This is a genomic window from Ruegeria sp. HKCCD6428 (assembly GCF_013110595.1).
Lineage (GTDB): Bacteria > Pseudomonadota > Alphaproteobacteria > Rhodobacterales > Rhodobacteraceae > Ruegeria.
Genome location: NZ_WVQX01000010.1, coordinates 22,206 through 44,442 on the forward strand (window position 1 = coordinate 22,206; position 22,237 = coordinate 44,442).

A 22,237-nucleotide genomic window follows, 5' to 3' on the forward strand; every position below is an offset into this window, starting at 1 on the left:
CTTATCAGCTTCACCTTTTAGTCGGGCTGAATGTCCCGCTTGGCGACAAAGGCATCCACCGCTGCGACGGTTTCAGGACGAAGGTTCACGATACCTTCATAGGGACGTCCAGTCGCGGCCGGTTGATCGGGGTACATTTCCTTAAATTTCAGGTGGCGGGCAATAATGCGGTTAAACTCATGTCCAGCCCATGCTCCGATCTCGGTCGATACGCTCTGTTCTTCGCGGGGGTCGCGGAACAGGTTGTAGAACTTGGCCACGATAGCATTTTCACCTTTGGCCGGAACTTTGAGTTTGATGTGTTCCTTTACCACCTCTTTCAGCGAATTGATCGAGTAGATCAGTACATGATCCCTGCGCCCATGCGTATCGCCAATAAACATCAGGGACGTCTGATCGACACCGTCAATGATCCGGTCGCGGGGGATGGCATCCATCGCTCCGCCGATACGCGCAATTGACGTGAACAAATCAGAGATATGAATAATGTCAGATACAATCGAGTCTCCCTCGATCAAGCCGGGCAGGCGGGCGAACGCATCCACCCGAACGCCTCCTTCAGACGTATCGGCCTTGCCGCCCCGGAAGACCAGCGGCGAAAACCCACTGCCGGGGGCATATTTGGTGAAGTGACCGTTGTCGCCCATCAAAACGATCAGGGTATTGTCCCTAAGCCCCAGCGCATCGACTTCGTTCAGAATGACCCCGATCCATTCATCCAGCTCTTCCATGCTTTCAACGAATGTACCGCCGTTGGGTGTCGTGAACGCCGCTCTCGTCGTGCGCGTTGTCGACAGAGGGACAAGCGGCCAGTATTGCAGGAAGAACGGTTCATCCCGTTCTGCTAGCAGGCGCAACTGTTCCATCGCCTGTGCCTGATAGCGGATGTTCATTTCATTATATTTGTCCTGGGTCCATTTCTCACCCGGTTCCATATGGACTTCGCGGACCTCCCCGCCAATAACAGCTTCGAGGCCGGTAATCATGTGTCCCGGATCAGGGCGAAACCAATCATCCAGCGTGTATTTGGAGTTGTAGTTGTCTTCCCCTATGGCCATGGTGATTTCTTCCTTGGCTGCATCTTCGTTGAAGATGGCCAACTGGCCCTGCTGATGGATGGGGAACGCGGCGTAGTCAAAGCCCTGATAAGTAGGCCAGGATTCCTGAATGTCGCCCATGTGCCATTTGCCAACATGCGAGGTGTTGTAGCCTACGGATTTCAGAACTTCGGCAATTGTGACTTCTTCATCGGCAAGGCCAAAACCTGAAATATCGACGGCGGTATCGCCCATCCCATTGCGATACGGCTGGCGACCCGTCATGAAGGCGACCCGCGACGGTGTGCAGGACGGCTCGGTATACATGCGCGCAAACCGCATGCTTTCCTCTGCGAGCGCGTTGATATTGGGCGTCGAATACCCGCGTATCGCGTTCATCTCGGGCATACCCATGTCGCCAAAACCCATATCGTCAATAAGGATGTAGAAGATGTTTGGAGGGTTCCCTCCGTTTTTCTCACGAAAATCGGCCAGCAGTTGGTCAACCTGTGCGTCGTTCTCGACCCAAACGGCTTCGTTTTGCTGCTTCAGGACATAGTATTCCGCATCATGCACGATATTGCTGTCCTGAGCTGCCGCCGTGATAGCGGAGCCGGTAAAGACCAGCGCTGAGAGGAACAGTTTTGATTTCATGAGATACCCCTGTTTCATGATTTACTTGTTTTCAGACCTTCAAGGATCAGATGATGGCAAAAGGTTGAAAGGGAGAGTTCGCTGTCTTCAGCCTGTGAGCGCAACAACTCTTTTTCGCTTTTGGTTAGCAGCGTTACGACGCGTTCGGTGCGCGCAGTATCGTCAGGCAACGATGGGCGTCCGAACCTCTTCCCTCTCGATTTGTCTGCTTTGTCTTGCAATTGTCCAAGCCTACATATTCGAATAACATTTCATGAAAACTACCTGCGGGGCGGAATGGACGACATCAAAAAACGATCAGCCCCCAAAAAAACCTGCGCCCCAAACACACTTTTTTTGCAGGACCCTTCGCAATTCCGCGAGCTGTCCCAATGGGATGTTGAGCTACGCCAAATTGAGGAGGGAACTATGAACTCTTCGGTATCCGTTTGGGCAGGTCTTGACCTTCAAATGATTGATTTGTCGTTTGATAAGGCTGTGTACCAAACTGGTGTTTCTCGCCCTGACATTCTAGCGTTTGGCTTACCAGACAAAGGGAGTGTACGGACTTGGCTTAACGGCTCACCCTCAGACACCGCTCTGATGAATTTTGGTAGCGGAGACCCTTTTGAAGGCGTGAGCAATTCAACGCTCACAGGCCTGACCTTTGGCATCAACATCCGAAGGGCTCAACGGATCGCCGACGATTGCGGTCTTGATATCAGCACCGTGCGAAATGACGCTTTAAGATCTTTCGTTAGCGACGCTGGAAAGCTTCATTCCTTAGTCAAAAACAAAGCGCGCTTTCTAATTGGATCAGCGGCCGGACCAAGCTCTGATAGTGAAGAGAGTGATATGATCTTTGAGCTTCTGGAAATGCTGGTGGTAGGCGAAAAATGGAGTGATCGGCGAAACAGTAAAAATAGAACCCGTTTAGCACAACAAGCCGTTGAGTTCATGCGGGCCCATTTGATGGATAACGTTTCAATCGGTGAAGTATGTGCAGATATTCAGGTATCTGCATGCACTCTTCGTCGCGCGTTTCAGGAAACATATGGGGTGAGCCCCAAGCAGTTTTATCTAAGAGCCCGTCTCGGTGCTGTACGCCATGAACTGGTGTCCTGCTCGCCAGAGGAGAGTATATCGGACATCGCAAACGCTTACGGATTTTGGCACATGGGTCAGTTCGCGCGAGACTACAGAGCACTCTTTGGACAACTGCCGACACAAACGTTGTCAGGCAAAGTGAACTGAAACAGAGCTTGGCAACAGTCTTTGGCGCAAAGTTTGTGTTAAGCAATTGTAGTTGCGGAGCCACTGTCAGAGTTCAGTGGCTAGCGACGCTGAGACCTTGGCAGTACGCGGCCTAACTTGTCCGCAACACGAGAATTGCAAAGTCGGATTTTGTAGGTCCGCTTCGGGCTGGAAGCGGCCATCCGAAAACCTTCCCCGGCAATACGGCGATGGCGCGAAACAGGCAAAGAATGAGACCCGAAGATATGGAGCCTCGAACCAAGAAAGTTGAAGGTTAATGCGCCCAAAGTTTTGGGCCAAAAATGCAATTCTTTGGGCGAAATGCAAAGCTATGGGCGCACCTACAACATTATCAGAAATCCAGATTCTCAACACTCAAGGCGTTTTTCTGGATGAACTCCCGACGAGGTTCCACGACGTCACCCATCAACTTGGTGAACAGATCATCCGCCTCGACCATGTCATCCACGCGCACTTGCAGCAGAGTCCGCGCATCCGGATCCAGTGTCGTTTCCCACAGCTGGTCAGGGTTCATCTCACCCAGGCCTTTGTAACGCTGCAAGGACAGGCCTTTTTCACCCTCTTCCAGAATGGCGCGCAACAAGTCCAGCGGACCGTGGATCATCTGGCTGCGATCACGACGGTTCAAAGTGGCCGGAGAGTTGTAGATCTCTTGCAGGCTCTGCGTAAAGCTACCGGTCTTGCGCGCCTCGCCCGAGCGCAGCATCGGGCCGTCCAGCGTGCGAACCTCTTCGACACCGCGCAGGATACGGGCCAGCCGGATGCCGTGATCCTGTGTGATCCGACCCTGCCAACCGCGTTCGTATTCCAACGCGATCAGATCCAGCCGTGCGGCGACTTTGTCAGCCACACCTTGCAGATCGGCGTCCACCGCACCCGGCACGAAAGCCCCAGCCACGGCGGCCTGTTCCAGAATATGACGCGGGTAATGCGTTGGAAACGCATCCAGAACACGTTTCAGCTGACGCGCCTCGTCGACCACGCGGGTCAGGTCCTGGCCGATGATTTCCTCACCCGAGCCGAGTTTCAGAACAGCGCCTTCGACGCCCTGATTGATCAGATAGTCATCCAGAGCGGCCTGATCCTTCAGGTAAACCTCTGACTTTCCGCGGGAAACCTTATACAGCGGCGGTTGCGCGATATAGAGGTACCCACCCTCGATCAATTCCGGCATCTGCCGATAGAAGAAGGTCAGCAACAGGGTCCGGATATGCGCGCCGTCCACATCCGCGTCGGTCATGATGACGATCTTGTGGTAGCGCAGCTTTTCGATGTTGAATTCATCGCGGCCAATGCCCGTACCCAGCGCCATGACGAGGTTGCCAATTTCCTGAGACGACAGCATCCGGTCGAACCGGGCGCGTTCCACGTTCAGGATTTTCCCCCGCAAGGGCAGAACCGCCTGCGTCAGACGATCCCGGCCGGTCTGTGCCGATCCACCTGCCGAGTCACCCTCGACGAGGAAAACTTCGGTTTTCGACGGATCTTTCTCGGAACAATCCTTCAGCTTGCCCGCCAGATAGTTCACATCCATCGCCGTCTTGCGCCGGGTAAGCTCGCGCGCCTTCCGCGCAGCTTCCCGGGCCAACGCAGCCTCGATGATCTTGCCGACGATATTCTTGGCCTCGTTGGGGTTTTCTTCGAACCACTCGGCCAGTTTTTCGTTCATCAGACCTTCGACAGCCGGACGGACCTCGGAGGAAACGAGCTTGTCCTTGGTCTGGGACGAGAATTTCGGGTCGGGCACTTTCACCGACAACACGCAGGTCAAACCTTCGCGCGCATCGTCACCGGTGAAGCTGACCTTTTCCTTTTTCGCGATCCCGCTGGACTGCGCATAGTTGTTGATCGTCCGGGTTAAAGCCCCCCGGAACCCCGCCACGTGGGTCCCGCCGTCGCGCTGCGGGATGTTGTTGGTGAATGGCAGCACCGTTTCGTGGTAGCTGTCATTCCACCACATGGCGATCTCGACACCGATATCGTCGCGCTCGCCCTTGATATAGATCGGCTCGGGCATGGCCGGCGTTTTGGATCGGTCGAGGTATTTGACGAACTCCTTTACGCCGCCCTCGTAGAACAGCTCGGTCTCCAGCCGCTCGGCAGGGCGTTCGTCGATCAGGATGATCCGCACGCCCGAGTTCAGGAATGCCAGTTCGCGCAGCCGTTTTTCCAACGTCTCGAACGAGTATTCGAGATTCGAGAACGTGTCGGTCGACGCCAGAAACCGCACTTCGGTTCCCGTACGATCGCCGCATTCGCCGACTACCTTCAGATGCTCTGCCGTTTCACCGCCCTCAAATCGCGCCACGTGCTCTTTGCCCGCGCGCCAAATGCGCAGCTCCAGCCAATCCGACAGCGCGTTTACCACCGAAACACCCACGCCATGCAGGCCGCCCGACACCTTGTAAGAGTTGCTGTCGAACTTGCCGCCCGCGTGCAGCTGGGTCATGATGACCTCTGCCGCTGAAACGCCTTCTTCCGGGTGGATATCAACCGGAATTCCGCGGCCGTTATCGCTGACCGAAACGCTGGAATCCGCGTGAATTTTCACGGTCACATGGTCGGCGTGACCCGCCAGCGCTTCGTCAATTCCGTTGTCGACAACCTCATACACCATGTGGTGCAGGCCCGATCCATCATCCGTGTCCCCGATATACATCCCGGGGCGTTTGCGAACGGCTTCTAAGCCCTTGAGAACTTTGATGGAATCTGCGCCGTATTCTTGAGGAGCCTGTGCGTCTTCGGACATTCAGTCAGTACCTATATTATTTTGGTACCTTATACGTTTTCTGGTGGGGATTGTCACGCGATCCCCCAATATTTTGTGTGTACTCGGGTCGTTTTCTGCCCATCTGAATCCACCTCACAACCGGTCGATGTCAGAAGCGATATCCGCCGCGATTTCCAGCGCATTGACATCTTTGCGTTCGGCCGACAATCGAAGCCCCAGAATGTCCGACTGATACCGGGCCGCCAGCCGATCCGGGTCATGTTCAGGCCGGATTTCACCGGCAGCCTGGGCGCTGCGAAACAGGTCGGCGAAACACGCCTTCATTTCCGCCATGTGAAGCGCGGCCTGATCCGCAAGCGCATGATCCTTCGCCTGCAATTCGGCATATGTCTTTGCCAACATGCAAGCCCTTGCCGGGTTCTCGACCGCTTCGATGACCAAACGAGGTTGCGCCTTGAGCGCTTCCTTCGGCCCCAGTCTTTCAGCAAGGGCGTTCAGGCGCGCCAAGCCTTCTTGCGTGTAGCTTTCCAGCGTCAACGCATAGAGCGCATCCTTCGAACCGAAAGCTGCGTAGAAACTGCCGGGTTTCAGCTTCAATTCCCGCTCAAGGTCCTTCAGCGACGTACCAGCCCAACCCTGACGCCAAAAGATGTCACGGGCCTTCTCGATCAACGCGTCGCGATCATATGCGGGTTTACGGGGCATCGGCATCACCAATTCTTGAACATTCACTCAAATATATACTTGAGCGATCGATCAAGAAACCCTAAATACCACCCATCGCGCCAGAAACAGGAGTTCCGACATGGCCACTTTCCCGTCTCATGACCTCGAATCAGCACCCGAAGCATCCAAACCGCTGTTAGAAAAGTCCCAGGCCGCTTTTGGCCGCTTGCCGGGCCTGCACAAGGTGATGGCAGAAAGCCCACAGCACCTTGAAGGATATCAAGTTCTGCACAGCCTGTTCTTGCAGACCGATTTTGACAACGATGAGAAGACCGTCGTCTGGCAGACCATCAATGTGGAAAACGAATGCCATTACTGCGTGCCCGCGCACACCGGTATCGCAAAGATGATGAAGATATCAGACGAGATATCTGAGGCTTTGCGCAATGAAACCCCATTGCCTTCGCCCAAGCTCGAAGCGCTGCGCACCTTCACCCTGCAAGTGATGGAAACCCGTGGCAACCCGACCGAGGAACAGCTTCAGGCGTTCTTCGACGCGGGCTATTCGCATCGTGCGGTTCTGGACGTGGTGCTGGGCCTGGCACAAAAAACCATGTCAAACTACGTCAACCACATGGCCAAAACACCGGTCGATGAAGTCATGCGCGGCTTCCTGTGGGAGCGCAAAGTCAACGAACCGGCCTAAGCCGCCACGACCGACCCCTCATCGCCTTCGGTCACGATCAGCGTCTGGGCCCGGTCACCCAACTCCTCAAACAGTTCAGGCCCGGTGCCCGTCATCCAGGCCTGAGCACCCAACGAACAAATCTCGTCATAAAGTGAAGCGCGCCGACCCGCGTCCAGATGAGCTGCCACCTCATCCAGCAATACGATCGGTGGCGCACCCACTATTGCGGCCAAAGCTCGGGCATTGGACAGAATCAATGAAACCAGCAGCGCCTTCTGCTCACCGGTCGAACAATCCTTGGCGGGAACACCCTTGGCAGCAAAGACGCCATACAAGTCTGACCGATGCGGCCCAACCAAAGTCCGACCCGCAGCCAGATCCCTGAACCGGCTTTCTATCAAAGCGTCGCGCAAATCCTCAGCCGTTTCCGGCATCGCGCCTTCGGTTTGCACCAATTCCAACTCGGCAGACGGAAAAGCCGTTTCCGCCTGGTCCTGCGCCACCCGCAGATGGCTCAACGCCGCCAATCGCGCTGCGTGGATACGATGCCCCATCTCGGCCAGCTGACCCTCAAGCGCAGCATACCAATGCGCGTCCCGAACCTGCTCTTTCAGCAAACGGTTCCGTTCGCGCATTGCTTTTTCGTACGTCAGCGAGGCCTCTGCATGAGACGGATCAAAACTGAGCGCAATGCGATCAAGAAACCGGCGCCGGCCTTCGGCCCCTTCAATCCACAGGCGGTCCATGGATGGAACCAGCCAGACCACCCGCGCAAGTTTACTCAGATCAATCTGGGTGGCGGGTTTTCCATCAATCCTCACCTGCCGTGCTGCACCACCCTCAGACCAGGTTTCGATTTCGAAATTCTGACCCTGCGATTGCAACAGTCCCGACAGTTTCCAGCCCAACGCCTCGGGCCGCCGCGTCATCTCGGCCGCGCTTGCCCGCCGCATTCCGCGACCGGGTGAAAACAAGGACACCGCTTCCAGAATATTGGTCTTGCCCGCCCCGTTCGGCCCGTGAATCGCCACCGGTCGCCCGTCCAGAGACAACCGCGCCAGCTTGTGAGACCGAAAATGCGAGACCGTAAGCTCGGTCAGGGCCAATCCCATGACCCCTCCCTTCATCTTTTCAAAAATACTCCCGCCGGAGGCATCGCGCGTCCGCGCGATCAGACGCGCATTGGCATGACGACGTAAACCGCGCTCTGGTCATTGCCTTCGCGCATCAGGGTCGGATCGCCAGCTGAATTGAACATGAACACCGCATTCTCTCGATCCACCTGAGACGCGATCTCCAGCAGATATTTTGCATTGAACCCGATCTCCAGACGCTCATCACCATAGGCGACGGCCAGTTCTTCCTCGGCCGCGCCACTGTCTGGTGCATTCACCGACAGGACCAGCTTGTCGCCATCCAGTTGCAGCTTCACCGCACGCGAACGCTCGGAAGACACCGTTGCCACGCGGTCCACAGCCTGCGCGAACTCGGCAGCATCCACTTCCAGCTTGCGCGTATTCCCTTGCGGGATAACGCGCGTGTAGTCGGGAAAAGTGCCATCGATGACCTTCGAGGTCAGCGTGATATCCGGCGTGGCGAAACGCACCTTGGTTTCGCTGACCGAAACCGCGATATCCATTTCATCATCGTCCAGCAGCTTGCGCAGTTCGCCTACGGTTTTCCGCGGGACGATAACGCCCGGCATGCCCTCTGCACCATCCGGCAAATCGGCATCGATCCGAGCAAGCCGGTGGCCGTCGGTGGCCACGCAGCGCAGCACCTTGCCGCCATCGGATCCGTCGGCCACATGCATGTAGACACCATTCAGATAATACCGTGTCTCTTCTGTTGAGATTGCGAATTTCGACTTGTCGAACAACCGACGCAGCAGGGCAGCCGAAGCCGTGAAATTTGATTGATACTCCGACGACGCCATGACCGGGAAATCCTCTTTCGGCAGCGTCGCCAACGAGAAATTTGACCGACCCGCCTCAACCGTCAGACGCCCTGCCGCGCTGTCGGCGGTCAGCGTGACCAACGCTCCGTCGGGCAATTTGCGCACGATCTCGTGCAAGGTGGTCGCGGCCACGGTGGTAGCGCCGGCTTTCTCGACCTGCGCCGGGGCCTTGTCGACCACCTCGATATCCAGATCGGTCGCGCGAAACAGCGCCTGATCGCCTTCCGCCTCGATCAGGACATTGGCAAGTATGGGAATGGTATTGCGGCGTTCCACTACGGATTGGGCCTGCGAAACGGCCTTGAGAAGGGTGCCGCGTTCGATGCTGATCTTCATACCCTCAATTCCTCTGACTTGCGTACCGACATGGGCGGGACTGGCACGTTAGCGGTTCCACCCTGAGGCACAAGGATTTTTTACGGATTTCTGGGTTGGATTGCGTCCAGCGTCAAGGGCAGCGTGCCTGACAGGCACCAGTTCTGATCCAACCGTGGACTAATGCGCACAAGAAACGCCCCGGGTCCGAGGAACCGGGGCGGTTTCCTAGACTACAGGCGCGGATCAGGCTTCAAGCGACCGGCGCAGCATTTCCACATCTTCGGCGATCTGACCGTCGGTCAGCTTCAACTCTTCAATGCGCTTGACGCCATGCATGACCGTCGTGTGATCGCGCCCGCCAAAACGGCGGCCGATCTCGGGCAGCGACCGGCTGGTCAACTGCTTGCACAGATACATCGCCACCTGACGCGGACGCGCGTAAGAACGCAGGCGCTTCGGGCCGATGATGTCAGAAAGCCGGATGTTGTAGTACTCGGACACCTTCCGCTGGATCTCTTCAACGGTGATCTTGCGTTCCGAGGCGCGCAGCACATCCGCCAGACAATCCTGCGTCAGTTCCATGTCGATCTCGCGACCAACCAGCGAGGCAAAGGCGAACAGACGGGTCAGGGCACCTTCCAGCACCCGAACATTGGTCGAGATGCGATGCGCCAGAAATTCCAGAACGCCATCAGCAATCGCCAAGTCCGGATAGGATGAGCTGTATTGCTGCACCTTGTTCTGCAAAATGCCCAGACGCAGTTCATAATCGGTCGGGTGCAGGTCAACCACCAGACCACATTGCAGGCGGGATTTCACCCGATCTTCCAGATCCTTGATCTCACCCGGGGCGCGATCGGCCGAGATGATGATCTGTTTGTTCTGATCCACCAGCGCGTTGAACGTGTGGAAAAACTCTTCCTGAGTGGAATCCTTGCCGGCGATGAACTGCACGTCATCAACCATCAAAACGTCAACCGAACGGAACAGGTGTTTGAAATCCATCATCCGACGCTCGCGCAGGGCCTGCACGAACCGGTACATGAACTGTTCCGCCGACAGGTACAGAACATTTAGTTCCGGATGTTTGGTTTTCAGCTCCCATGCGATGGCATGCATCAAGTGGGTCTTACCCAGCCCTACGCCGCCGTACAGAACCAGCGGATTGAAGGTCACCGGCCCGCCCTCGGATACCCGACGCGCAGCCGCATGGGCCAGTTCATTGGGCTTGCCGACGACAAAACTGTCAAAGGTAAAGCGGGAATCCAACGGGGCGGCCTGAAGCGATTCCAATGTATCCTGCGCCGGGTCCTCGCTCGGCGCGGCGACAGGTTCAGGCTTTGCCACCGGCGGCGTATCGACAGCTGGCTTGGGTCGGGCAGGCGAGTTTGCAGCGACGCGGAAATCCAGACGCTGCACAGTTTCACCTGCGGTGTTCAGCTCGTATAAAATGAGGTCCGCAAAATTCTGGCTGACGTAATTGCCCATGAAATTGGTCGGCACCGAGAAAACCGCCACGCCGTCCTGAAGCTCCTTGAATTCCAAAGGCTCGATCCAGGTCGTATAATTGTTCCGACCGATGGCCTTCAGCAACTTGTTACGCAGTAGTCCCCATTTCTCTTGTGTCATTAAGCGCCTCACGCATCCCATTCTTATTGGCCTGTCAGCCTTATTCATACGAAGCCGGTTCCCCGGTGTTGTATTCACACGCAATAGGTATCCAGTCGCCAAACCAGTCGGCTTGGCGGGACCATCCCGAAGAGCTCGGCAACCCCAGTTCTGACGCTCAGCAATAACGGAACGTCCCGAAAATCGGGTTACACGTCGCAATCTCAATTTTTAGACAGGGCCAAGATCACCGGGTTTATTCCGGCTTCCATGGCAGATCGGCAGCCTGGCTCAAGCCAGTCGTCGACAATTGTCCCCTGATCGCTCTGATGCCCGTCAGTTCGATCGGGAAAACAGCCTGTCCCCCCAAGCGAGTGAATCGCTGACATCAGTCGTAGCAATTCCGAGAGGGGCGCGGCAACGAAACTCTGATATTGACTCGGGTCTTTGGGCGAAAGAATCTCTCGGTTTTGTGAAGGCGCGGTTTTCTGGCAACACGAAAAAAGGCGCCGTGATGTGCGGCGCCTTTTCAGAATGGTTCAGCCTTTCTGACGTGACCTAGGGTCACCCCAAAGCTTAGCCCAGTGCTTTGACGCGCGAGGACAGGCGCGACATTTTACGGGCAGCAGTGTTCTTGTGAAAAACACCCTTGGTGACGCCACGCATCAGCTCGGGCTGAGCCGCACGCAGAGCAGCAGTCGCCGCGTCCTTGTCGCCGGATGCGATCGCTTCTTCGACTTTACGCAGATAGGTGCGGATGCGCGAACGACGCGCTTTGTTGATTGCAAAACGCTTTTCGTTCTGACGAGCGCGCTTTTTTGCCTGAGGCGAGTTTGCCATGTGAATCTGACCTTCGTTCGGTACGTTAATCTTGGGTTGCGCGCCACGGACATATCCGCACCGGATCAGAAATCACGAGTGTGAGTCGGGCCAAGCGGGCCGCACGCGCATGTATAACTGGGGTCTTTAGCCAAGTTCAAAGAGATTGCCAAGGTGATTCTTGGAACCATGGCCAAGAATATGGGGCGGGCTTAAAACACCCGCCTCAGAGGTTCCGCGCTTTACTTGTCGCGGAATTGCGCTGTGCGCTTTTCCAGGAACGCGGCCATGCCTTCCTTCTGATCTTCGGTCGCGAACATCGAGTGGAAGACACGACGCTCGAACAACATGCCTTCACTCAGCGGAAGCTCGTAGCTGCGGTTCACCGCTTCTTTCGCGGCCATTGCGGTCAGCTGCGATTTCTCGGCAATCTTCTGCGCTGCGCTCACGGCTTCTTCGATCAGCTTCTTTGCCGGCACCACCCGGCTGACAAGACCCGCACGCTCGGCTTCGTCGGCATCCATGAAACGCCCGGTCAGGTTCATGTCCATCGATTTGGATTTACCCACGAACCGCGTCAGACGCTGACTTCCCCCCAGACCGGCAATGACGCCAAGATTGATCTCGGGCTGGCCGAATTTCGCGGTGTCCGCCGCGATGATGAAATCGCACAGCATGGCAAGTTCACATCCACCGCCCAGCGCGTAACCTGCAACGGCCGCAATGATCGGCTTGCGAATTGCGGTCACACGATCATTCGCATCGGCAAAAAGGTTGATGTTGTAGACGTCGACAAAACTCATCTCGGACATTTCCTTGATGTCCGCGCCGGCGGCGAAGGCCTTGTCCGATCCGGTTATCACGATGCAGCGCACCTTGTCGTTGCTGTCCGCATCTTCCAGCGCGGTGCAGAGCTCACCCAGCAACTGGGTGTTCAACGCGTTCAGCGCATCCGGTCGGTTGAGTTTGATAAGTGCGACGTGGTCTTCGATTTCGACGATGATCGTCTCAAAAGCCATGAGGAGAAAGCTTCCGGTTGTTCCGTTCAGGTACGATTCCTTACCACGCGAAAAACTTGGATCAAGCTATCTTTGGCATTGCGCACAATAGAAGGATGAGCGACCGGACTGGGTGATTCTCTTGATCGGCGCTCCGCACCCTTCGGTCCGGCAGGCCTCGCCCTCGCGGCCGTAGACATCAAACTTGTGCTGAAAATATCCAAGTTCTCCATCGGCTTGGCGGAAATCCCGCAGCGAAGACCCACCGGCTTCGATGGCGTCCTGCAACACCTGCCGGATGATCGGAACAAGCGCCGCCACGCGGGGTTCGGAAATCTGTCCGGCTTTGCGACGTGGCGACACTCGGCCGCGATAAAGAGCTTCGCAAACATAGATATTGCCCAGACCGGCAACGATTCCCTGATCCAGCAGGGCGGATTTGACAGGGGTGTTCTTGCCTTTGAACGCCTTGATCAGGTGTTGGTCGTGAAAATCGTTGCCCAAGGGTTCAGGCCCCAGAACCGACAGCAGCTTGTGATCTTCGGCGTTGGCCGTTTGCAACAGGTCCATCGCGCCAAACCGGCGGGGATCGTTGAAGGTGATGCGCGCGCCGTTGGCCATATGAAAGACCACATGGTCATGTTTTTGCACGGCGGGATGGTTATGTGCGAATTGCCCCAACGGGTCACCCGACACCGTCATCCGCCCCGACATACCCAGATGGATCAACAGCGTCTCACCGCTGCTGAGATCCGCCAGAATGTATTTCGACCGCCGCCGCAACCGCTCCACCCGCTGTCCGGTCAGCCGTTCGGCCATACGTTCAGGGAACGGCCAGCGCAGATCGGGGCGGTTCACATCAGCCCGTTCGATCAAGACCCCTTCCATGGCGGGACTCAGGCCGCGTCTTACTGTCTCGACCTCAGGTAATTCGGGCATTACAGGGCTCCTAATTCAAAGGGCCGCATTGTGCCCGCCTCTCTTGGCCCTATAACAGAGGCGAAATTCGACAAACGGCAAGGCAAATGTCCGACAACATCGACAAGACCACTCATTTCGGTTTCGAAACCGTCCCCGAGGCCGAAAAGGCCGGGCGCGTGCAGGGCGTTTTCAACTCGGTTGCCTCGAAATATGACGTGATGAACGACGTCATGTCGATGGGCATCCACCGGGTCTGGAAGGACGCGATGATGGACTGGCTGGCGCCACGCCCCGGCCAGCGGCTGCTGGACGTGGCCGGCGGTACGGGCGACATCTCGTTCAGGTTCCTCAAGCGCGCGGGTCACGGCCACGCCACGGTGCTGGACCTGACCGAGCCGATGCTGATCGAAGGGCGGCAACGTGCCGAGGCAGATCAGATGTCGGACAGCCTGAACTGGGTCGTGGGCGATGCCATGGCCCTGCCCTTCGAAGACAATACATTCGATGTCTACACGATCTCGTTCGGCATTCGGAACGTCACCCGCCCGCAAGAAGCTTTGAACGAGGCTTACCGTGTGCTGAAACCCGGAGGCCGCCTGATGGTGCTGGAATTCAGCCAGCTGCCCAATGAGGGGCTGCAAAAGCTCTATGACCTTTACAGCTTCAACGTCATCCCGCGCATGGGAAAACTGATCGCCAATGACTATGACAGCTATCAGTACCTGGTCGAATCGATCCGAAAATTCCCCGATCAGGAAACGTTTCTGAACATGGTTCGCGCCGCAGGTTTCGAAAACGCCAAATACCGGAACCTGAGCATGGGTATCGCCGCGCTGCATTCCGGCTGGAAGATCTGACACATGCGTGGTCCCCATAACATCATCCGCCTGATCCGCACAGGCGCCACGCTCGAGCGCACAGGCGCCATGAACGTGGTACTGGATGCGTTCGAAGCCCCGCGCGCCGTTCGCATCCTAGCCCACACATTGGGCAAACCCTTTCAATGGCTTGGCTACAAAGGCGACCCCGGTATGCCACCGGCCACGCGCGCCCTGACGGCGCTTGGCCCCGCCTATATCAAATTCGGGCAAGTGCTTTCGACCCGCCCTGACGTCGTCGGAAATGAACTGGCCGAGCAACTGCGCGTTCTGCAAGACAAACTGCCCCCTTTCTCCAAAGCCGACGCGATGGCCGAAGTCGAGAAAGAACTGGGTCAGCCGATCTCGGACATGTTCAGCGAATTCAGCGAACCGATTGCCGCAGCCTCGATTGCGCAGGTTCACAAGGCCAAGCTGACCAGCACGGGCGAGGATGTCGCGGTGAAAGTCCTGCGTCCGGGGATCGAACGCGCGTTCCGCAAAGATGTCGATGCGTTCTATTTCGCCGCCTGGATCGTCCAGCTCTTTGCCCCCGGCGCGCGCCGTCTGCGACCGGTGGAGGTGATCGAGCATTTCGACGGTGTCGTACGCGGCGAACTGGATCTGCGTCTGGAAAGCGCGGCGGCCTCCGAATATGCCGCCAACACAAAGGACGACACCGGCTTCTGGCTGCCGCCCGTTGTGTGGTCTCTGTCCGCGCGGCGCGTCATGACGCTCAGCTGGGCGGACGGGATCGCGCTGGGTGACAATGATGCTCTGGATGCCGCAGGTCACAACCGCAATGATCTGGCCGAACGTGTCCTGCGCCTGTTCCTTCTGCATGCCCTGCGCGACGGCTTTTTCCACGCCGACATGCACCAGGGCAACCTCAAGGTCGCCGCGAACGGAGACATCATAGCCTATGACTACGGCATCATGGGTCATATCGATGAATACACGCGCCGGGTCTATGCCGAAATCCTGTTCGGTTTCATCCGCCGCGATTACAAACGCGTGGCCGAGGTGCATTTCGAAGCCGGCTATGTTCCCGCCAACCAGGACGTGGACGAGTTTGCCCGCGCTCTGCGTGCCGTGGGTGAGCCGATCTTCGGCATGGACGCCACGCATATTTCCATGGGGCGGTTGCTGAGCTATCTGTTCGAAGTGACCGAACGGTTCGGGATGGAAACCCGAACCGAGCTGATCCTGCTGCAACGCACCATGGTTGTCGTCGAAGGCGTTGCGCGCTCACTCGATCCTCATATGAACATCTGGGAGGTCGCCCGACCCGTGGTCGAAGACTACATCAAACAATCCATCGGCCCGCGGGCGGCCCTACGTGATTTTGGGAAAACCGCAATGGTGCTGGCCCGCTTCGGCCCGCGTCTGCCGGCACTGGTCGAAAACGCACTGATCGCGCAGACCCAGAAGGACGAACCGCAGACGCCCACCCTTTGGTCCTTTGCTCTGCCCGCCACGATCGGCGCCGCAGCAGGTGCGGCGCTGGTCTTGCTGATCAACGCGCTCAGCTGAACCAACCCGCCTGCTTCATCTGGCCACAAATATCCTCGGGGGGAATCGCGCCCTGGCGCGATGGGGGGCAGACAGCCCCCCCCGCACCCCTTCCGGGTCAGAGCCGCTCGATGGCGATGGCAATCCCCTGACCGCCCCCGATGCACATGGTGATCAACCCTTTGGATCCGCCGGTACGTTCCAGCTCGTATAGTGCTTTCAGCGTGATGATCGCACCCGTGGCCCCCACCGGATGCCCCAACGCAATCGCACCGCCGTTGGGGTTCACCTTGCTCGCGTCCAATCCAAGCTCCTGATTCACAGCCAGTGCCTGCGCGGCGAAGGCTTCATTGCTTTCGATCACGTCGAAATCTTCCGCTGACAGGCCCGTCTTCTTCAACAGGTTTTGCACTGCCGGAACCGGACCGATGCCCATGACTTCCGGCCGCACGCCTGCATGCGCATAACCAATCACACGCGCCTTCGGTTTCAAACCGGCCCTTTCGGCCGCATCCGCTGTCGCCAGCACCATCGCCGCCGCGCCGTCATTGATGCCCGAGGCATTGCCGGCCGTCACACGCCCGTCCTTCTTGAACACCGGGCGCAGACCGGCCAACGCTTCGGCGGTCGTCGCCTTTGGATGCTCGTCGACTTTGAAATCGACCATGTCCCGCTTGACCTTGACCTGTACCGGAGTGATCTGGCCGTCGAAGTAACCGACCTCGATCGCCGCTGCCGCACGTGTCTGGCTGTCCAATGCGAACGCATCCATCTGTTCACGGCTGATCTGATGCTCATCCGCCACGTTTTCGGCCGTCACCCCCATATGTCCTGTGCCGAAGGGGCAGTTCAACGCACCCAGCATCATGTCCAGAGAGGTGACGTCGCCCATCTTCGCGCCCCAGCGCGCCTGCGGAACGATGTAGGGGCTTCGTGACATGCTCTCTGCCCCGCCCGCAACGGCAAAGTCAGCATCGCCCAGCATCAGGGACTGAACGGCTGACACGATCGCCTGCGCGCCGGATCCGCACAGGCGGTTCACGTTCATGGCCGGCGTACCATTGGGAATGCCCGCCTGCATGGCGGCGACGCGCGACAGATACATGTCACGCGGTTCAGTGTTGATCACATGACCGAACACAACATGCCCGATCTGCGCCCCCTCAACCCCCGATCGCTCAAGCGCCGCTTCGGTCGCGACAGTGGCCAGATCAATCGGCGCGGTTGAAGCCAGCGCACCACCAAAGGTGCCAATTGCGGTGCGGGCACCGTCGAGAATAACGATATCGCTCATGAGCTACTCCTCCTGAATTTCGCTGCATTATGCATGCGCAGAATGGCACTGTCGCCCCAAACGTCCCGTCACGGCGGGAATTGACATTGCGTTGCGCAGCCCGCATGGATTCCGTCATGACGGAAGACACAGACGATATCCTGAACCTCCTGCCTGCCCGCCTGAAAGAGGCACGCCGGGCCAAAGGCCTATCCCTGGAAGCTGTCGCCAATCTCAGCGGTGTGTCCCGGTCCATGGTCAGTCAGATCGAACGCGGCGAAAGCAGCCCGACGATCTCGACCTTGTGGAACCTGACACGCGCCTTGCAAGTGGATTTCGCCGGTCTCTTGGAGGGCACAAAGACCACGGACCAGATCGAAGTACTCAGAAACTCCGAAGTGCCCAGCATCGACAATATGGGGCAGAACTGCCGAATTCGCATCCTGTCACCACCGGAAGAGGCCGGGGGTCATGAAGTCTATGATATCGAATTTGACGAGGATGGGGCCCTGAACAGCCAACCCCACGCCCGCGGTGCCCGTGAACAGCTCACCGTGCTGGAAGGTGCGGTCAAAGTCACTTCAGGCAATGCGGTGTCCGAGTTGAACCAGGGGGACACGGCCCGATACGCCGCCGACATTGCGCATTCCATCTGTGCCCAAGGGCCAGCCCGAGTATTTCTGATCGTAAAAAACGCCTGACATCCGCGAAATTCCGCCTTCACGGATATTTTTCCTTCATATTGAATTTCCCCTATTTGGGAATTTCATCCGCTATGTTAGATGTGCGACTCAGTTGAACGGAGGTCGCCATGTCAGATGCATTCCTGTCCCATATCACGGACACACTTGCGCAGATCGAATCTGAGGGTCTTTACAAACGCGAACGAATGATCACCTCGCCTCAGGGCGGTGAGATCACTGTGGGCGGCAAGCAGGTGATCAACCTCTGTGCCAACAACTATCTGGGTCTGGCGGATCACCCGGCGCTGATCGAGGCCGCGACACAAGCGATGGGACCCAAAGGATTCGGCATGGCGTCGGTTCGGTTCATCTGTGGTACGCAAGACATTCACCGCGAACTGGAACAACGTCTTGCCAATTTCCTGAACAAGGACGACTCCATCCTGTTTGCCGCCTGTTTCGACGCCAATGGCGGGTTGTTTGAACCTCTGCTGGGACCGGAAGACGCCATCATTTCGGACAGCCTGAACCACGCCTCGATCATCGACGGCGTGCGGCTGTGCAAGGCCAAGCGCTATCGCTACATGAACAATGACATGAACGACCTCGAAGCCTGGCTGAAACAGGCGCGCGAAGACGGGGCGCGGCATATCATGATCGCCACCGATGGCGTGTTCTCGATGGACGGCTATCTGGCCAACCTGCCGAAAATCAGGGAACTGGCCGATAAATACGATGCGATTGTCATGGTGGACGATTGCCATGCGACCGGCTTCATGGGGCCGAACGGGGCCGGCACACCCGATCATTTCGGCGTCGATGTGGATATTCTGACGGGAACCTTGGGCAAGGCACTTGGGGGGGCAATCGGCGGCTATATCGCCGGGCCGCAGCCAGTGATCGACCTGCTGCGGCAGCGGGCGCGGCCCTATCTGTTCTCAAACTCGCTGCCGCCCTCGATCGTCGCTGCCGGGTTGGAGGCAATCCGTCTGGTCGAAGAAGGCGACATGCTGCGCGCGCAACTCTTCGGCAACGCCAAGTATTGGCGCGCTGGGCTGGAAAAGCTTGGCTTTGACCTGCTGCCCGGGGAACACCCGATCATCCCGGTGATGCTGGGTGAGGCGACGCTGGCACAAGACATGGCGTCACGGCTGTTCGACGAAGGCGTCTATGTTTCGGGCTTCTTCTTTCCGGTCGTCCCACGCGGGCAAGCGCGGATCAGAACGCAGATGAATGCGGCTCTGATCAGGGATGAACTGGACCGCGCCCTGTCCGCATTTGGCAAGGTCGGCAAAGAGCTGGGGGTCATCGAATGATCCTTCCATCGGTCATCGATGTGATCGGCGACACCCCCATGGTCGAACTGTCGCGCGTGTGTGCCCAGCAGAAGCTGAACGGGCGTATCATCGCCAAGCTTGACTATTTGCTGCCGGGACTTTCGAAAAAGGACCGCGCGGCGAAGTCCATCATCGAAACGGCGCGCGCAGACGGGACTTTGTCACCGGGGCAGACGGTGGTCGAGCTGACCTCAGGCAACATGGGCACCGGCCTGGCGATTGTCTGCGGCATTCTGGGGCACCCGTTCGTGGCAGTCATGAGCGCGGGGAACTCGGTCGAACGCGCCCGCATGATGCGCGCGTTGGGCGCCGAGGTGGTGATCGTCCCCCAGGCCCCCGGCAGCAAACCCGGCGAAGTCTCTGGGGCCGATCTTGAACTGGTCGATGTCGAGGCGAAACGCATCACGACCGCACGCAACGCGTTTCGTGCGGATCAATTTGGCCATTCGGGAAACCCCAAGGCCCACGAAACCGGGACCGGGCCCGAGATCTGGGCGCAATCCGAAGGCACCGTCACGGCATTCTGCGACTTTGCAGGGTCGGGCGGAACGCTGGCCGGAGCGGCAGAGTATCTGAACCGGCACGGCGTGCGGTGCTATGCCGTGGAACCTGCGGGCGCGCGCGCTTTGGCCGGTGAGCCGGTTTCGACCCCGGACCATCCCATTCAGGGCGGCGGTTACGCCATGGGTGATCTGGTGCATTTGAAGGATAGCCGATTGGCAGGACACCTAGCTGTTTCGGGGAAGGCCGCGCGGGATTGCGCCCGGCTTCTGGCCCGGACCGAGGGGATATTCGCCGGCTATTCGGCAGGCGCGAATCTTGCCGCGGCAATTGAACTGCTGCGCGGCCCCGAAGAAGGCGGCTGTGTCGCCATCGTCATGTGTGACAGCGGCCTGAAATACCTGTCGACCGATTTGTGGGAGTAAACATATGCGACCCAATACAATGAAAGCACTGGAAAAATCCAAACCCGAAGAAGGGTTGTGGATGGTGCAGGCCCCGATCCCCGAAATTGGCCCCGATGATGTGCTGATCCGCATCAACAAGACGGGTATCTGCGGCACCGACATCCATATCTGGAACTGGGATGAATGGGCGTCTCATACCGTGCCGGTTCCGATGATCACTGGCCATGAGTTTGCCGGAGAGATCGTCGAGATCGGGCGCAACGTGACAGGGCTTGAAATCGGCCAGCGATGCTCGGGCGAGGGCCATCTGATCACCACCGACAGCCGTCAGAGCCGCGCCGGAAAGTTTCACCTGGATCCGGGAACTCGGGGCATTGGAGTGAACGAACAGGGCGCATTTGCCGAGTATCTGAAACTGCCTGCCTTCAACGTGGTTCCCTTGCCCGACAACATACCAGATGAGATCGGAGCCATCCTCGATCCGCTGGGCAATGCGGTGCATACTGCCCTCAGCTTTGATTTGCTGGGCGAGGACGTTCTGATCACGGGTGCGGGCCCCATCGGCATTATGGCCGCTGCCGTCGCTCGTCACGCGGGTGCACGCAACGTGGTCATCACCGACATCAACGCAGACCGATTGAAACTGGCCGAACATGTGGTTCCTTCCGTGCGGACCGTCGATGTATCCACCGAGGGCTTGCAGGACGTCATCGCCGAGCTTGGGATGAAAGAAGGGTTCGATGTCGGGCTTGAGATGTCCGGCTCGCAAGCCGCCCTGGACCAGATGGTCGAAGCGTTGGTGATGGGTGGAAAGATCGCGTTGCTGGGGATTCCTCCGGGCAAATCTCCGGTCGACTGGTCGCGCATCGTGTTCAAGGCGATCACGATCAAGGGGGTCTATGGGCGTGAGATGTTCGAGACGTGGTACAAGATGATCGCCATGCTGCAAAACGGTCTGGATGTGTCCCGCGTGATCACGCATCGCTTTGCGGTTGATGATTTCGCCAAAGGGTTTTCCGCGATGAAATCAGGCCTGTCCGGCAAGGTTGTTCTGGACTGGACCTAACGCGCTGGAAAGTTGCAACCTCAGCCCCTAGACAGTTGCAGAACTTGCACAAGGGAGACATGAGATGGGCGAGAACAAAGACGATCGTCTGTTGCAACGGGGGGTCGAAGACACCCTGGTCACTGATTTCGCCGAAACTCACCGCAAAAGCTATGGCGACTTCCTGCAACTGAAGACGCTGCTGAACCTGCAAAAAACCTTTCAGGACCCCGCACAACCTGACGAGATGCTGTTCATCATCATTCATCAGGTCAGTGAGCTGTGGCTGAAACTGATGCATCACCAACTGGTCGAGGTGCGTCGGTTCCTGCAACAAGACGAATTCGGACCCGCCATGAAAAACCTCGACCGCATCAAGGCTATTCAACGGCAATTGATTGCGGCCTGGGAAACCCTGCTGACCATGACGCCGGCCGACTATATGACGTTTCGGCAGGCCCTCGGCAACTCTTCCGGGTTTCAAAGCTATGGGTACAGGCAGATCGAATTCATTCTGGGCAACAAGGATGCATCGACCCTGAAAGTGCACGAGCATGATCCCGAGGTGATGGAGATGCTGAACGCCGCCCTGACCAAACCGTCCCTGTATGACGAAGTGTTGCACATGCTGGCCCGACAGGGGTTCGACGTTCCAAGGGACTTGATCGAGCGGGACTACTCTGAACCCTATTCCGGTGATCCGCGCGTGGTTCAGATCTGGGTCGACGTGTTCCGCAACACGGACAAATATTGGGATTTGTATGCGCTGGCAGAAAAGCTCATGGATGTGGAAAGCCTGTTTCAACGCTGGCGCTTTGACCACGCCACCGCGGTTGAACGTGTGATCGGAATGCAACCCGGTACCGGAGGTTCCAGCGGCGTGGCTTTCTTGCGAAAAGCACTTGAGTTGCGGTTCTTCCATGACCTCTATGATGTGCGGACGGAACTGATGTACAGCGGGCAGTGCTAAG

General features: G+C 57.7%; 20 protein-coding genes. 9 read left to right on the top strand and 11 right to left on the bottom strand.

The features are described from left to right. Nucleotides 1–17: 17 nt before the first annotated feature. Both GS620_RS18385 and GS620_RS18390 read right to left on the bottom strand, forming a co-directional pair. A complete protein-coding gene (locus tag GS620_RS18385) occupies nucleotides 18–1,691 on the bottom strand; it encodes a sulfatase-like hydrolase/transferase (protein ID WP_170644975.1) in 1,674 nt (557 codons plus the stop codon). A 14-nt stretch (nucleotides 1,692–1,705) separates the two neighbouring features. Then, on the bottom strand, nucleotides 1,706–1,861 hold the full coding sequence (locus GS620_RS18390) for a hypothetical protein (protein WP_170380012.1): 156 nt from the start codon (nucleotides 1,859–1,861) through the stop codon (nucleotides 1,706–1,708). Nucleotides 1,862–1,967: 106 nt separating this feature from the next. On the opposite strand from GS620_RS18390, the gene GS620_RS18395 reads away from it, so the two are divergent. Beyond that, nucleotides 1,968–2,924, top strand: a complete 957-nt coding sequence (locus GS620_RS18395) for an AraC family transcriptional regulator (protein ID WP_170556206.1) — start codon at nucleotides 1,968–1,970, stop codon at nucleotides 2,922–2,924. Between the two features lie 352 nt (nucleotides 2,925–3,276). On the opposite strand, the gene gyrB is transcribed toward GS620_RS18395, so the two are convergent. Continuing rightward, complete coding sequence (gene gyrB / locus GS620_RS18400; RefSeq protein ID WP_152456615.1) at nucleotides 3,277–5,694, bottom strand: DNA topoisomerase (ATP-hydrolyzing) subunit B; 2,418 nt, start codon at nucleotides 5,692–5,694, stop codon at nucleotides 3,277–3,279. Between the two features lie 114 nt (nucleotides 5,695–5,808). Beyond that, nucleotides 5,809–6,381 carry a TetR/AcrR family transcriptional regulator gene (locus tag GS620_RS18405; protein ID WP_171617357.1) on the bottom strand — a complete coding sequence of 191 codons (573 nt, stop codon included), beginning with the start codon at nucleotides 6,379–6,381 and terminating at the stop codon, nucleotides 5,809–5,811. Between the two features lie 100 nt (nucleotides 6,382–6,481). On the opposite strand from GS620_RS18405, the gene GS620_RS18410 reads away from it, so the two are divergent. Next, complete coding sequence (locus GS620_RS18410) at nucleotides 6,482–7,048, top strand: carboxymuconolactone decarboxylase family protein (RefSeq protein ID WP_171617358.1); 567 nt, start codon at nucleotides 6,482–6,484, stop codon at nucleotides 7,046–7,048. Here the strand turns inward: GS620_RS18410 and recF are convergent. The 6 genes from recF to mutM form a co-directional block, all read right to left on the bottom strand. Next, entirely contained in the window at nucleotides 7,045–8,142 is a 1,098-nt protein-coding gene (recF, locus tag GS620_RS18415; RefSeq protein ID WP_171617359.1) for a DNA replication/repair protein RecF, read from the bottom strand. The genes GS620_RS18410 and recF overlap by 4 nt on opposite strands. A gap of 59 nt (nucleotides 8,143–8,201) precedes the next feature. Continuing rightward, on the bottom strand, nucleotides 8,202–9,323 hold the full coding sequence (gene dnaN / locus GS620_RS18420) for a DNA polymerase III subunit beta (protein WP_171617360.1): 1,122 nt from the start codon (nucleotides 9,321–9,323) through the stop codon (nucleotides 8,202–8,204). Between the two features lie 225 nt (nucleotides 9,324–9,548). Beyond that, the gene (gene dnaA, locus GS620_RS18425) at nucleotides 9,549–10,934 is read right to left on the bottom strand and encodes a chromosomal replication initiator protein DnaA (protein ID WP_170345655.1); all 1,386 of its coding nucleotides are present in this window, start codon (nucleotides 10,932–10,934) and stop codon (nucleotides 9,549–9,551) included. A gap of 555 nt (nucleotides 10,935–11,489) precedes the next feature. Beyond that, nucleotides 11,490–11,753 (bottom strand): 30S ribosomal protein S20, encoded by a 264-nt coding sequence (rpsT, locus tag GS620_RS18430; RefSeq protein ID WP_152459792.1) that lies wholly within the window; start codon nucleotides 11,751–11,753, stop codon nucleotides 11,490–11,492. A 221-nt stretch (nucleotides 11,754–11,974) separates the two neighbouring features. Continuing rightward, complete coding sequence (locus GS620_RS18435; protein WP_117870917.1) at nucleotides 11,975–12,751, bottom strand: enoyl-CoA hydratase; 777 nt, start codon at nucleotides 12,749–12,751, stop codon at nucleotides 11,975–11,977. A 66-nt stretch (nucleotides 12,752–12,817) separates the two neighbouring features. Beyond that, nucleotides 12,818–13,669 (bottom strand): bifunctional DNA-formamidopyrimidine glycosylase/DNA-(apurinic or apyrimidinic site) lyase, encoded by an 852-nt coding sequence (mutM, locus tag GS620_RS18440; RefSeq protein ID WP_171171749.1) that lies wholly within the window; start codon nucleotides 13,667–13,669, stop codon nucleotides 12,818–12,820. A gap of 86 nt (nucleotides 13,670–13,755) precedes the next feature. Here mutM and ubiE point away from each other — a divergent pair, with 86 nt between their 5' ends. Both ubiE and ubiB read left to right on the top strand, forming a co-directional pair. Beyond that, nucleotides 13,756–14,508 (top strand): bifunctional demethylmenaquinone methyltransferase/2-methoxy-6-polyprenyl-1,4-benzoquinol methylase UbiE, encoded by a 753-nt coding sequence (gene ubiE, locus GS620_RS18445; protein ID WP_171206363.1) that lies wholly within the window; start codon nucleotides 13,756–13,758, stop codon nucleotides 14,506–14,508. A 3-nt stretch (nucleotides 14,509–14,511) separates the two neighbouring features. Further along, nucleotides 14,512–16,041, top strand: a complete 1,530-nt coding sequence (gene ubiB / locus GS620_RS18450) for a 2-polyprenylphenol 6-hydroxylase (protein ID WP_171206364.1) — start codon at nucleotides 14,512–14,514, stop codon at nucleotides 16,039–16,041. A gap of 97 nt (nucleotides 16,042–16,138) precedes the next feature. On the opposite strand, the gene GS620_RS18455 is transcribed toward ubiB, so the two are convergent. Continuing rightward, the gene (locus GS620_RS18455) at nucleotides 16,139–17,314 is read right to left on the bottom strand and encodes an acetyl-CoA C-acyltransferase family protein (protein ID WP_171617361.1); all 1,176 of its coding nucleotides are present in this window, start codon (nucleotides 17,312–17,314) and stop codon (nucleotides 16,139–16,141) included. Between the two features lie 116 nt (nucleotides 17,315–17,430). On the opposite strand from GS620_RS18455, the gene GS620_RS18460 reads away from it, so the two are divergent. The 5 genes from GS620_RS18460 (at nucleotide 17,431) to GS620_RS18480 (ending at nucleotide 22,236) form a co-directional block, all read left to right on the top strand. Next, nucleotides 17,431–17,994, top strand: coding sequence for a helix-turn-helix domain-containing protein (locus GS620_RS18460; protein ID WP_152459787.1), 564 nt, complete (start codon nucleotides 17,431–17,433; stop codon nucleotides 17,992–17,994). A 110-nt stretch (nucleotides 17,995–18,104) separates the two neighbouring features. After that, nucleotides 18,105–19,292, top strand: coding sequence for a glycine C-acetyltransferase (locus tag GS620_RS18465; RefSeq protein WP_171617362.1), 1,188 nt, complete (start codon nucleotides 18,105–18,107; stop codon nucleotides 19,290–19,292). Beyond that, a complete protein-coding gene (locus GS620_RS18470; RefSeq protein ID WP_171617363.1) occupies nucleotides 19,289–20,239 on the top strand; it encodes a PLP-dependent cysteine synthase family protein in 951 nt (316 codons plus the stop codon). Before GS620_RS18465 ends, GS620_RS18470 begins: the two co-directional genes overlap by 4 nt. 19 nt (nucleotides 20,240–20,258) lie before the next feature. Continuing rightward, nucleotides 20,259–21,287, top strand: coding sequence for an L-threonine 3-dehydrogenase (gene tdh, locus GS620_RS18475; RefSeq protein ID WP_171617410.1), 1,029 nt, complete (start codon nucleotides 20,259–20,261; stop codon nucleotides 21,285–21,287). A gap of 64 nt (nucleotides 21,288–21,351) precedes the next feature. Next, the gene (locus tag GS620_RS18480) at nucleotides 21,352–22,236 is read left to right on the top strand and encodes a tryptophan 2,3-dioxygenase (protein WP_171617364.1); all 885 of its coding nucleotides are present in this window, start codon (nucleotides 21,352–21,354) and stop codon (nucleotides 22,234–22,236) included. The last annotated feature ends 1 nt before the right edge of the window (nucleotide 22,237 follow it).

Excerpts from the sequence above, each read along its gene's own strand:
- dnaA (WP_170345655.1), bottom strand. The coding sequence starts at position 10,934 with ATGACACAAGAGAAATGGGGACTACTGCGTAACAAGTTGCTGAAGGCC.
- GS620_RS18480 (WP_171617364.1), top strand. The coding sequence starts at position 21,352 with ATGGGCGAGAACAAAGACGATCGTCTGTTGCAACGGGGGGTCGAAGAC.
- dnaN (WP_171617360.1), bottom strand. The coding sequence starts at position 9,323 with ATGAAGATCAGCATCGAACGCGGCACCCTTCTCAAGGCCGTTTCGCAG.
- GS620_RS18460 (WP_152459787.1), top strand. The coding sequence starts at position 17,431 with ATGACGGAAGACACAGACGATATCCTGAACCTCCTGCCTGCCCGCCTG.
- GS620_RS18405 (WP_171617357.1), bottom strand. The coding sequence starts at position 6,381 with ATGCCCCGTAAACCCGCATATGATCGCGACGCGTTGATCGAGAAGGCC.
- GS620_RS18455 (WP_171617361.1), bottom strand. The coding sequence starts at position 17,314 with ATGAGCGATATCGTTATTCTCGACGGTGCCCGCACCGCAATTGGCACC.
- GS620_RS18385 (WP_170644975.1), bottom strand. The coding sequence starts at position 1,691 with ATGAAATCAAAACTGTTCCTCTCAGCGCTGGTCTTTACCGGCTCCGCT.
- rpsT (WP_152459792.1), bottom strand. The coding sequence starts at position 11,753 with ATGGCAAACTCGCCTCAGGCAAAAAAGCGCGCTCGTCAGAACGAAAAG.
- mutM (WP_171171749.1), bottom strand. The coding sequence starts at position 13,669 with ATGCCCGAATTACCTGAGGTCGAGACAGTAAGACGCGGCCTGAGTCCC.
- gyrB (WP_152456615.1), bottom strand. The coding sequence starts at position 5,694 with ATGTCCGAAGACGCACAGGCTCCTCAAGAATACGGCGCAGATTCCATC.
- GS620_RS18410 (WP_171617358.1), top strand. The coding sequence starts at position 6,482 with ATGGCCACTTTCCCGTCTCATGACCTCGAATCAGCACCCGAAGCATCC.
- GS620_RS18435 (WP_117870917.1), bottom strand. The coding sequence starts at position 12,751 with ATGGCTTTTGAGACGATCATCGTCGAAATCGAAGACCACGTCGCACTT.
- recF (WP_171617359.1), bottom strand. The coding sequence starts at position 8,142 with ATGGGATTGGCCCTGACCGAGCTTACGGTCTCGCATTTTCGGTCTCAC.
- tdh (WP_171617410.1), top strand. The coding sequence starts at position 20,259 with ATGAAAGCACTGGAAAAATCCAAACCCGAAGAAGGGTTGTGGATGGTG.
- ubiB (WP_171206364.1), top strand. The coding sequence starts at position 14,512 with ATGCGTGGTCCCCATAACATCATCCGCCTGATCCGCACAGGCGCCACG.
- GS620_RS18395 (WP_170556206.1), top strand. The coding sequence starts at position 1,968 with ATGGACGACATCAAAAAACGATCAGCCCCCAAAAAAACCTGCGCCCCA.
- GS620_RS18465 (WP_171617362.1), top strand. The coding sequence starts at position 18,105 with ATGTCAGATGCATTCCTGTCCCATATCACGGACACACTTGCGCAGATC.
- ubiE (WP_171206363.1), top strand. The coding sequence starts at position 13,756 with ATGTCCGACAACATCGACAAGACCACTCATTTCGGTTTCGAAACCGTC.
- GS620_RS18470 (WP_171617363.1), top strand. The coding sequence starts at position 19,289 with ATGATCCTTCCATCGGTCATCGATGTGATCGGCGACACCCCCATGGTC.